The organism is Kitasatospora sp. NPDC057512 (assembly GCF_042802135.1).
Classification (GTDB): domain Bacteria; phylum Actinomycetota; class Actinomycetes; order Streptomycetales; family Streptomycetaceae; genus Kitasatospora.
The window spans coordinates 1-8,538 of record NZ_JBHVET010000336.1 but is presented as its reverse complement, the minus strand read 5'-3'; the positions used below and the strand labels follow the sequence as shown (position 1 = coordinate 8,538).

At 74.3% G+C, this 8,538-nt stretch carries 8 protein-coding genes; 4 read left to right on the top strand and 4 right to left on the bottom strand.

The annotated features are described in order from the left end of the window. Positions 1 to 1,435, bottom strand: a 1,435-nt coding sequence (locus ACFU6K_RS21810; RefSeq protein WP_380665421.1) for a carboxyl transferase domain-containing protein, incomplete at its 3' end; no start/stop codon positions are given. 374 nt (positions 1,436 to 1,809) lie between these two features. Between ACFU6K_RS21810 and ACFU6K_RS21805 the strand changes: the two genes are divergently transcribed. Continuing rightward, positions 1,810 to 2,142 carry a ribonuclease gene (locus tag ACFU6K_RS21805; protein WP_380665419.1) on the top strand — a complete coding sequence of 111 codons (333 nt, stop codon included), beginning with the start codon at positions 1,810 to 1,812 and terminating at the stop codon, positions 2,140 to 2,142. A gap of 201 nt (positions 2,143 to 2,343) precedes the next feature. Here ACFU6K_RS21805 and ACFU6K_RS21800 read toward each other — a convergent pair whose 3' ends face one another. Further along, positions 2,344 to 3,162: an MOSC domain-containing protein gene (locus tag ACFU6K_RS21800; RefSeq protein ID WP_380665415.1), complete on the bottom strand. Its 819-nt coding sequence runs from the start codon at positions 3,160 to 3,162 to the stop codon at positions 2,344 to 2,346. 144 nt (positions 3,163 to 3,306) lie between these two features. Between ACFU6K_RS21800 and ACFU6K_RS21795 the strand changes: the two genes are divergently transcribed. Both ACFU6K_RS21795 and ACFU6K_RS21790 read left to right on the top strand, forming a co-directional pair. Continuing rightward, positions 3,307 to 3,984, top strand: a complete 678-nt coding sequence (locus ACFU6K_RS21795; RefSeq protein WP_380665413.1) for a TetR/AcrR family transcriptional regulator — start codon at positions 3,307 to 3,309, stop codon at positions 3,982 to 3,984. A gap of 288 nt (positions 3,985 to 4,272) precedes the next feature. Beyond that, complete coding sequence (locus ACFU6K_RS21790; RefSeq protein WP_380665417.1) at positions 4,273 to 4,797, top strand: universal stress protein; 525 nt, start codon at positions 4,273 to 4,275, stop codon at positions 4,795 to 4,797. Positions 4,798 to 4,799: 2 nt separating this feature from the next. Here ACFU6K_RS21790 and ACFU6K_RS21785 read toward each other — a convergent pair whose 3' ends face one another. Next, on the bottom strand, positions 4,800 to 5,546 hold the full coding sequence (locus ACFU6K_RS21785; RefSeq protein ID WP_380665411.1) for an alpha/beta hydrolase family protein: 747 nt from the start codon (positions 5,544 to 5,546) through the stop codon (positions 4,800 to 4,802). 282 nt (positions 5,547 to 5,828) lie between these two features. Next, positions 5,829 to 6,635, bottom strand: coding sequence for an IclR family transcriptional regulator (locus ACFU6K_RS21780; RefSeq protein WP_049650658.1), 807 nt, complete (start codon positions 6,633 to 6,635; stop codon positions 5,829 to 5,831). 325 nt (positions 6,636 to 6,960) lie between these two features. Between ACFU6K_RS21780 and ACFU6K_RS21775 the strand changes: the two genes are divergently transcribed. After that, positions 6,961 to 8,271 carry an extracellular solute-binding protein gene (locus ACFU6K_RS21775; RefSeq protein ID WP_380665409.1) on the top strand — a complete coding sequence of 437 codons (1,311 nt, stop codon included), beginning with the start codon at positions 6,961 to 6,963 and terminating at the stop codon, positions 8,269 to 8,271. The last annotated feature ends 267 nt before the right edge of the window (positions 8,272 to 8,538 follow it).

The following is an 8,538-nucleotide window of genomic DNA, read 5'->3' as shown; positions in this document are numbered from 1 at the left end:
GCGCCGCACCGACCGCCTGTCCGAGCCGGGCGCAGAACTCCGCCGGCTCCTCGGCCGCGTCCGGCAGCTCCGGGACCACCTCGTCGACCAGTCCGACCTCGGCCAGCCGGTGCGCCCCGATCCCCTGGGCACGGGCCAGCTCGGCGGCGTGCGCGCCGTCCCGGTGGACGATCGCCGAGGCGCCCTCCGGCGGCAGCGGCGCCAGCCAGGCGTGCTCGGCGGCGATCACCCGGTCCGCCGGGAGCAGCGCGAGCGCCCCGCCGCCCGAGCCCTGGCCGAGCAGGACGGCCAGGACGGGGGTGCGCAGCGCGAGCAGGGTGGTCAGGCAGTGGGCGATCTCCACCGCGATGCCGTCCAGCTCCGCCTGGGCGGACAGCTCGGCGCCGGCCGTGTCCACCACGGTGACCAGCGGCAGTCCGAGCTGCTCGGCCAGGCGCGCGGTGCGCCGTACGGCCCGCAGGTCGGCGGCGGTGAAGGGGCGCTCGTGCTCGGGGGTCTGCCGCTGCTGGCCGACGACCAGGACGGGCCGGCCGCCGAGCAGGGCCAGCGCCCGGACCAGTGCGCCGCCGCGCCCGCCGGGGGCGTCCAGCAGCACCAGCTCCTCGGCGGTGTGCCGCAGCAGCTCGCGGGTGCCCGGGCGGTCGGGGCGACGGGTGCGGAGGACGGAGTCCCAGGCGTCGGGACGCCCACGCGTGGGGACGGGCACGGGGTCCGGAGGGGCGGTGGGGTCCGTAGTAGGGGACGGCGGTGCGGCGGCCAGGACGGCGAGCGTACGGCGGAGTAGCTCGCGGAGCTCCTGCGGCGGTACGACGGCGTCCACCAGTCCCTGGCCGGCGAGGGTCTCGGCCCGCTGGACGTCCGGCGGCAGCTCCACGCCGCGCAGCTCCTCGTACACCCGGGGGCCGAGGAAGCCGAGCCGGGCGCCGGGCTCGGCGAGGACCAGTTGCCCGAGCGTGCCCCAGGAGGCGAAGACCCCGCCCATGGTGGGGTTGCGCAGGTAGGTGAGGTAGGGGAGGCCGGCAGCGCGGTGCGCCTGGACGGCGGCGGTGATCCGCAGCATGCAGAGGAAGGCCGCCGAGCCCTCCTGCATCCGCGTCCCGCCGGAGACCGGCAGGGCGAGCAGCGGCAGCCGCTCGGCGGTGGCGCGCTCGACGGCGCGGGTGATCCGCTCGGCGGTGGCGACACCGATCGAGCCGCCGAGGAAGCCGAACTCGGAGGCGATGAGGGCGACCGGCCGGCCGTCGATCGAGCCGACGCCGGTGAGGACGGCCTCGTCCAGCCCGGTGCGCTCGCGGGCGCGGTCGAGGGAGGCGCGGTAGCCGGGGTCGGGCCGGTCGACGGCCGGCGGCTCGTCCCAGCCGTGGAAGCCGCCCGGATCGACCAGCAGGCCGATCAGCTGGTGGGCCGTCAGTGCCGTGCCCGAGCCCGTACCCATGCCCACCCCGTCAGAGTCGTTCCGGTGATCGCTCCGGCGATCGTTCCGGCGGTCGTCCCCGCCCGCCGTGATCCGCCCGGCTAGGCGGCACTCTATGCGTCACGGTCCGGCCGGGACAGCTCCGACATGAGTTCGATGACGGTCGACCCTTGCATCGGACGGGCGGTTCGTGGGCGTTTCGCGGACGGTTCCGGGGAAGGGGGGCGGAGCTCGGCGTACGGCTCAAGTCTTCGCAGGTAAAGGGCAGTTACTCGCTGGTTAATAGTTTTTCTGAGGGCTTCCGGAGCTGACGGTGTCTCGTCAGACTGGTGGACATGACCCGCACTCTACGCGCGTGGAAGACCCGCGCCGCCGCCGTCACCGCCGTCGCCCTGATGACCCTCGCCCCGGTCGCCGTCGCCACCGAGGCGCACGCCGACGTGAGCGGCTCGGTCTGCCTCTCCGCCCTCCCGTCGCAGGCCACCGACACCCTCAACCTGATCGCCTCCGACGGGCCGTTCCCCTACTCCCAGGACGGGGTGGTCTTCCAGAACCGGGAGGGCGTCCTGCCCAGCGAGTCCTACGGCTACTACCACGAGTACACCGTCGTCACCCCGGGCTCCCCGACCCGCGGCGCCCGCCGGATCGTGACCGGACAGGCCAGCCAGGAGGACTACTACACCGGCGACCACTACGCCACGTTCTCCCTGATCGACCAGACCTGCTGACCGTCCGCTGATCACCCCGGGGGCGTCCCCGGACACGTCCGACACGACGGTGGCCCCGGCTCGCTTCCCCGCCGAGGTCACCGCCGTGCGGCCGGAGCCGGAGCCGGAGCCGTAGCCGTAGTCGTAGCCACAGCCGGAGCCACAGCCGGAGCCGGAGTCGTAGCCGGAGCCACAGCCATGGCGGCAGTCGCCGCCCCGGGCTCAGAGCTCGGACGGCCCCCAGGCGCCCACCGCCAGCTCGTCCCCGACCCGCAGCGTGCCGGGCCGCAGCACCGCGAACTTGCTGCCGAACGCCACCCCGCCGGCCGCCGCCCGGCGGTACCGGGCCAGTGTGCGCAGCGGCTCCGGGCCCGCCTTGGTGCCGTGGGACTGGTCCACCATCGTCACCGCGCAGCGGATCGCGAGCTTGGCGTAGCCCAGTTCGGCCCCGCCCACCTCGATCCGGCGGGCCAGGTCCTCGGTGTGCGGTTCGGACCAGCCGTCCACCACCACGTTCGGGCGGAACCGGTCCATCGGCAGCGGCGGAGTGCCGGAGAGCTCGTTGAAGCGCTCCAGCGAGGAGTGCGACACCAGGTGCACGGCGCAGCTGTCCGCGTAGCCCGAGGTACCCGGGATCAGCCCGTCGGTCACCCGGTCGTGCTCCGGCGGCACCCGGACCAGCCGGCTGCGCGCGCCCAGCACCCCGGAGAGCCAGTCGGCGGCCTCCTCGCCCTGGTCGATGCCGAGGAACGGCGCACCGAACAGCCGCACCTCGCGGCGCGGGCCCCCGGTGTCCACCGGGACCGACACCGGCTCCGTCCCCGGGGCGGCCAGGGTCAGTGAACGGCCGTCCTCCGCCACCGTCGGGCGGACGGTGGCCAGCACCGGGTCCCGGCGCTGGGAACGGAACACGCCCTCCTCGTCCACCACCATGAACGCCCGGTCGTGGGCCAGCCCGGCCCGGGTGAGCTCCGCCTGCTCGGCCGCCACCCCCGCGCAGCCCTTCACCGGGTAGTACCGCAGTTCCGTCACCGTGGCCATCGTCGTGCTCCCCCTTCGCGCCGGCGTGCCGTGCTACGCCCGCGTACCGTTCATCTCGCGAATCCCACAGGGTAGTTGAGCGGGCCGATGGAGGCGGAAGGCGGGACCGGGTGGATCCACCCGCCGCTTGCTAGGGTCGGGGGCATGGCACCACCGAGCAGCGCGAACCCCCCGGGGCGGCTCCGGCGTGACGCGCAGCGCAACCGCGACCTCCTGCTCGCCGCCGCCCGCGACATGTTCTCCCGGCACGGCCTGGACGTGCCGCTGGACCAGATCGCCAAGGAGGCGGGCGTCGGCAACGCCACCCTCTACCGGCACTTCCCGACCCGCGAGGCGCTGATCGGCGAGGTGTTCGCGGACGCCGGGGGCGGCCTGGCCGCAGCGGGTGAGGAGGCGCTCGCCGACGCGGACGCCTGGAGCGGCCTCGAACGGTACTTCGGGCGGATCTTCGAACTGGTCGCCGCCGACCGGGGCATCAACGACCTGGTCACCCAGGCCATCCCGACCATCCCCGGAATGATCGAGATCAGCCGCGGGCACGCCGCCACCGTCGGCGCCCTGATCGCCCGCGCCCAGGAGCAGGGCACCATGCGCCGCGACGTGGTCACCATGGACCTGCTCTTCCTGCTCGGCCCGCTCTGCCGCGCGCTGCCGGCCGCCACCGAGCTGCGCCCCGACCTCTGGCGCCGCTACCTCGCCCTGCTGCTGGACGGCTTCCGCGCCCGGGCCACCCACCCGCTGCCGGTCCCGCCGATCGGGGAGGAGCACCTGGACCGGATGTTCGCGGACCTCTGGGAGGCGGAGCAGCCGGAGCCCTCCTGAGCCGGAGTCCTCCTGAGCCGGAGTCCTCCTGAGCCCTCCTGAGCCGGAGCCCTCCTGAGCCCTCCGCAGGCCCGAGCCTCCTGAGCCCGAGCCCGCCGCCCGTGCCGCATCAGGGACGCGTACGGAAGGACGGGCTCCGCGTCAGAGCCGCGTCAACGGCCCGGGGCCGTACGGGCCCGGGCCGCTTTGCTGGGGTGGAATCGGCGCGGTCCGGTCCGGCCCGGTGTGAGGGCAACCGGGCGCGAGGGCACCCCGGCACGCGGGCGGACGGAGAGGCAGGGCGTGGCCATGACGGACAGTGGTGCGGACGGGGGCCGGATCGTGGTCGGCGTCAGCGGCTCGCTGGGCAGCCTCGCCGCGCTGCACCGCGCGGTGGCCGAGGCCCGTCGGTCGGACGTCGAGGTGCTCGCGGTGCTCTGCTGGACCCCGCCCGGCGACGAACTCGGCTACCGCCGCACTCCGTGCCCGCCGGTGATCGACGCCGGCCGCGACGCCGCCGTGGCCCGGCTGCGGCAGGCCCTCGACGAGGCCTTCGCCGGACGCCACGCGGGCGTCCGGCTGCGCTGCCAGGCCGTCCGCGGCGACACCGGCCACACGCTGGTGCGGTGCGCCGACCGGCCCGGAGACCTGCTCGTCCTCGGCTCCGGACGGGAACGCGGCCGCCTCGCCCGACTGGTGCACCCCTCGGTCACCGCCTACTGCGTCCGGCACGCCGCCTGCCCGGTGCTGGCCGTCCCGCGCCCACCGCTGCAGCGCGACCTGGAGGCCCTGGAGCGCGGCGGTGGACTTAGGGAGCCGGCGGCGGGGAACTGACGTCAGGCCAACCCGGCCGCCTCGGCGAGGACGGCGGCGGTCCGCCGGCCGGCGGCCAGGGTGTCGGCGTCGGTGGCCGGAAGGCAGCGGCCGGCCTCGGGGTGGTAGGCGGTCATCACCACGCCGGCGTGGTCGGTGGGCAGTTCGAGCGTCCGTACCGTTGAGCGCTGCTTTGTCAGAGCAGCGCTCAACTGCCGGGTGTGCTCGACGTCCACGATCCCGTCCGCCGTGCCGTGGACCAGCCAGAGCGGGACGGGGGACGGGCCGGCGGCCAGGTGGTCGAGCGGGGCCTCGCCGGTGGTGACGGCCGTGGTCGAGTAGTGCGAGGCGATGCCGACGGCGGCGACGGGCCGTAGCTCGGCGGGGGTGTCCGGGTGGGTGGCCACGGCTACCGCCTCGCGGCCGCCCATCGACCAGCCGGCCAGCACGAAGCGGGCCGGGTCCCCGCCGTGCTCGGCGGCGATCCGGCGGGCCTGGGCCAGTGAGGCGAGCAGTTCGGCGCCGCCGCGGTCCGGCTGCTCGGAGCTCCAGTCCGGGATGAGCACCAGCAGCCCCAGCCCGGCGGCCTCCCGGGCCAGCGGCCGCAGCACGTCGCGCTCGTTCGGACCGTTGCCGTGCCAGAGCAGCACGACGGGAGCCGGTCCGGCGGTGCCGGCGGCCGGGAGGTGGACGTCCATCAGCCGCCCTTCCGCGTACGGAGCGGCAGTCGGGGCGGCAGGCGGGCCGGCCTCGGGTCGAGCGCTCGTCATGCGGGGTTCCCCTCCGGTTCGGTGGATGATCACGGAGCTGGTACTGTACTTCTCGTCGCGAGGGAGGGATTCCTCGTCAGGCGTCAGTGGTGCTACCAGAGCACGTCCTACTTTCAGTAGGAAGAGTCCGTGCGACCCGGGCCTGGCGCTCCACGTCGGACAGGGTCCGGTGCCGTTCGGTCGGCATCGGGCCCTGTCCGCGTTTCCGGGAACAGGGCGCCGCCGGACGGCCGTTCAGGACGACAGCCGTTCAGGACGAGGTGTTCTCAGGACGAGGCGTTCTCAGGACGGCTGGCGGTCGGAGCCCAGTTCGCGGGAGATCCGCAGGCCGACCTGGGCGACCACCGGGCCGAGGGCGCGGACCCGGGCGGCGGTCATCCGTGAGGTGAGGCCGGAGACGGACAGGGCGGCGGTCACCTCGCCGGTGTGGTCGAAGATCGGGGCGGCGACGCAGCGGACCTCGGGCTCGTTCTCGCGGTCGTCGATCGAGTAGCCGCGGGCGCGGATGCGGGCGAGGTCGGCGCGGAGCCGGGGTTCGTCGGCGATGGTCCAGGCGGTCACCGGGCGCAGTCCGGCCGCGACCACCTCGGCGACGGCCTCCTCGGGCAGCCAGGCGAGGATCGCCTTTCCGGTGGCGGTGCAGTAGGCGGGGGCCCGGCTGCCGACCCGGGAGGCCATCCGGACGTTGGTCTCGTCCTCGACCTTGTCCAGGTAGACGATCCCGGGGGCCTGCCAGACGGTCAGGTGGACGGTCTCGCCCGCCTCGCGCTGGAGCCTGCGCAGGTGCTCGGCGGCGACGCTGCGCAGGTCGAGGGTGGTCAGATAGGCCTGGCCGAGCCGCAGGGAGCCGTGGCCGAGCCGGAACCAGCCGGTCTCGCGGTCCCGGTCGAGGAGGTGCTCGTCCAGCAGGGGGCCGGCCAGTCGCAGCACGGTGCTCTTGTTCAGGCCGAGCCCGTCGGCGAGCTGGGCGAGCGGCACGCCGCGCCCGTCGCCGTGGTCGCGGACGTAGCCGAGGACGGCGAGCGCGCGGCGCAGCGAGGAGGACTGGTTGCGTTCGGTCGCGGGTTTCTTGGGCGCCGTCTCCGTCATGGGTCCGTTCCCTGGTGTCGTTCTGCCGGTGTTCCCCCGCAGGTCGGCGGCGGTTGTCAGAACGTACCCGGTCGTGACGGGATCGCCTCATCTTCGATACAACGTTGTGCAGTGCAAAACTTTCCCCAACTCCCTCTTGTTGGCGCCGATCGCCCCCGCCTAACGTCCCTGCCATCGAGCAGGCGACGTCGCCCCACCCGAGCGCTGCGCCCTGCCGTACCCCCACCACTTCACCCACCATCGGCCCCGGTCAGGGCCTGCTTCGACGTGCCCGTCCCCGCGGCGGACGTCTCGGCGGCAGCTGTCGGGAGGGGAGGTCTCCACCATGCGACTCATCGGACGGACCGCCGCAGCCGTCGTGCTCGCCGCCGGCTGCCTGGCCGCCACCGCCTGCGCCCCCGGCACGGCCTCGCCGGCGAGCGACAAGGCCGCCGACGACCGGACCGGCACCCTGCAGGTCTGGCTGTACAACGAGGCGGGCAACGCGGCCAAGGAGGCCGTGATCGCCAAGGCCGTGACCGAGTTCCAGGCCTCCCACCAGGGCGTCACCGTCAACGTCAGCTACATCGACACCGACGCCTCGGCCCGCGCGGCCAAGATGAAGGGCGCGTTCAACGACCCGAACAGCGCCCCCGACCTGGTCGAGTTCGGCAACACCGACCTGCCCGGCTACGTCGCCGCCGGCGGCCTCGCCGACATCACCACCGAGCTGGACAAGTGGCAGGACAAGGGCGACCTCGACCCGGCGATCGCCAAGACCGCCGTGGTGGACGGCAAGACCTACGGCCTGCCCTGGTGGGTCGGCGTGCGCGCGCTGTACTACCGCACCGACCTGTTCACCGAGGCCGGCCTCACCCCGCCGACCTCGTACGCCGAACTGGTCGCCGCCAACCAGAAGATCCACGCCGCCCACCCGGACACCTTCGGCATCGCCGTGGGCGGCAAGTACACCTTCGCCGCGCTGCCCTTCGTCTGGGACGCGGGCGGCGACATCGCCACCAAGGACGGCGCCGCGTTCAAGGCGGCGATCAACTCGCCAGCCTCGCAGGCCGGGATCAAGCGCTACACCGACCTCTTCGGCGCGGACGGCTGCCCCGCCCAGCAGTGCGCGGACCTGACCGGCGGCAAGACCGTCGACCTGTTCGCGGCCGGCAAGTCGGCGATGGCGGTGCTGCTCAACTCCAACCGGAGCAAGGTGGACGCGGGCGCGGTCAAGGACAAGTACGGCGTGGTGCCGCTGCCCGGCGAGAAGCCCGGCTCGATCGCTCCGGCCTTCGCCGGCGGCAACAACCTGGGCGTGATGAAGGCGGCCAAGCACCGCACGCTGGCGGTCGAGTTCGCCGAACTGCTGGCGAGCCCCGCGTACCAGGAGCAGATGTACGACGCGATGGGCAACCTGCCGACGCTCAAGTCCGTCAGCGGCAAGGTCGCGGCGAAGGACGCGTTCCTGAAGCCCTTCACCGACACCATCGCGGCCGGCACGAAGTTCGTGCCGCTCGACCAGGCGTGGGCCCAGATCGACGCCCAGGCGGTGATCCCGACGATGCTCCAGCAGGTCGTCACCGGCAAGGCGGACGTGGCCAAGGCCTCGGGCGACGCCGCCGCGCAGATCTCCTCGGCCTTCGCCGCGCACTGACGGCCGACCGCCGGCGGCGGGGGCGCGCCACGACCGCCGCGTCCGCCGCCGGCACCGGTGCCGGTACCGAGCCACCGGCACCGGAGCCGAGTCACCGCCACCGAGCCACCGGCACCGGAACCGAGTCACCGCCACCGCCGCCGAGTCACCGCCGCCGGCACACCGAGCCACCGGCGCCGCACCGCCGGCCACCGGCCGCGTACGGACGGCCCCCCTCCCGGTTCGTCTCAGAGAGCAGGTCCCGCACGTGTCCGTATCCACCTCGAC

Excerpts from the sequence above, each read along its gene's own strand:
- ACFU6K_RS21800 (WP_380665415.1), bottom strand. The coding sequence starts at position 3,162 with ATGGCCACGGTGACGGAACTGCGGTACTACCCGGTGAAGGGCTGCGCG.
- ACFU6K_RS21795 (WP_380665413.1), top strand. The coding sequence starts at position 3,307 with ATGGCACCACCGAGCAGCGCGAACCCCCCGGGGCGGCTCCGGCGTGAC.
- ACFU6K_RS21780 (WP_049650658.1), bottom strand. The coding sequence starts at position 6,635 with ATGACGGAGACGGCGCCCAAGAAACCCGCGACCGAACGCAACCAGTCC.
- ACFU6K_RS21805 (WP_380665419.1), top strand. The coding sequence starts at position 1,810 with ATGACCCTCGCCCCGGTCGCCGTCGCCACCGAGGCGCACGCCGACGTG.
- ACFU6K_RS21785 (WP_380665411.1), bottom strand. The coding sequence starts at position 5,546 with ATGACGAGCGCTCGACCCGAGGCCGGCCCGCCTGCCGCCCCGACTGCC.
- ACFU6K_RS21790 (WP_380665417.1), top strand. The coding sequence starts at position 4,273 with ATGACGGACAGTGGTGCGGACGGGGGCCGGATCGTGGTCGGCGTCAGC.
- ACFU6K_RS21775 (WP_380665409.1), top strand. The coding sequence starts at position 6,961 with ATGCGACTCATCGGACGGACCGCCGCAGCCGTCGTGCTCGCCGCCGGC.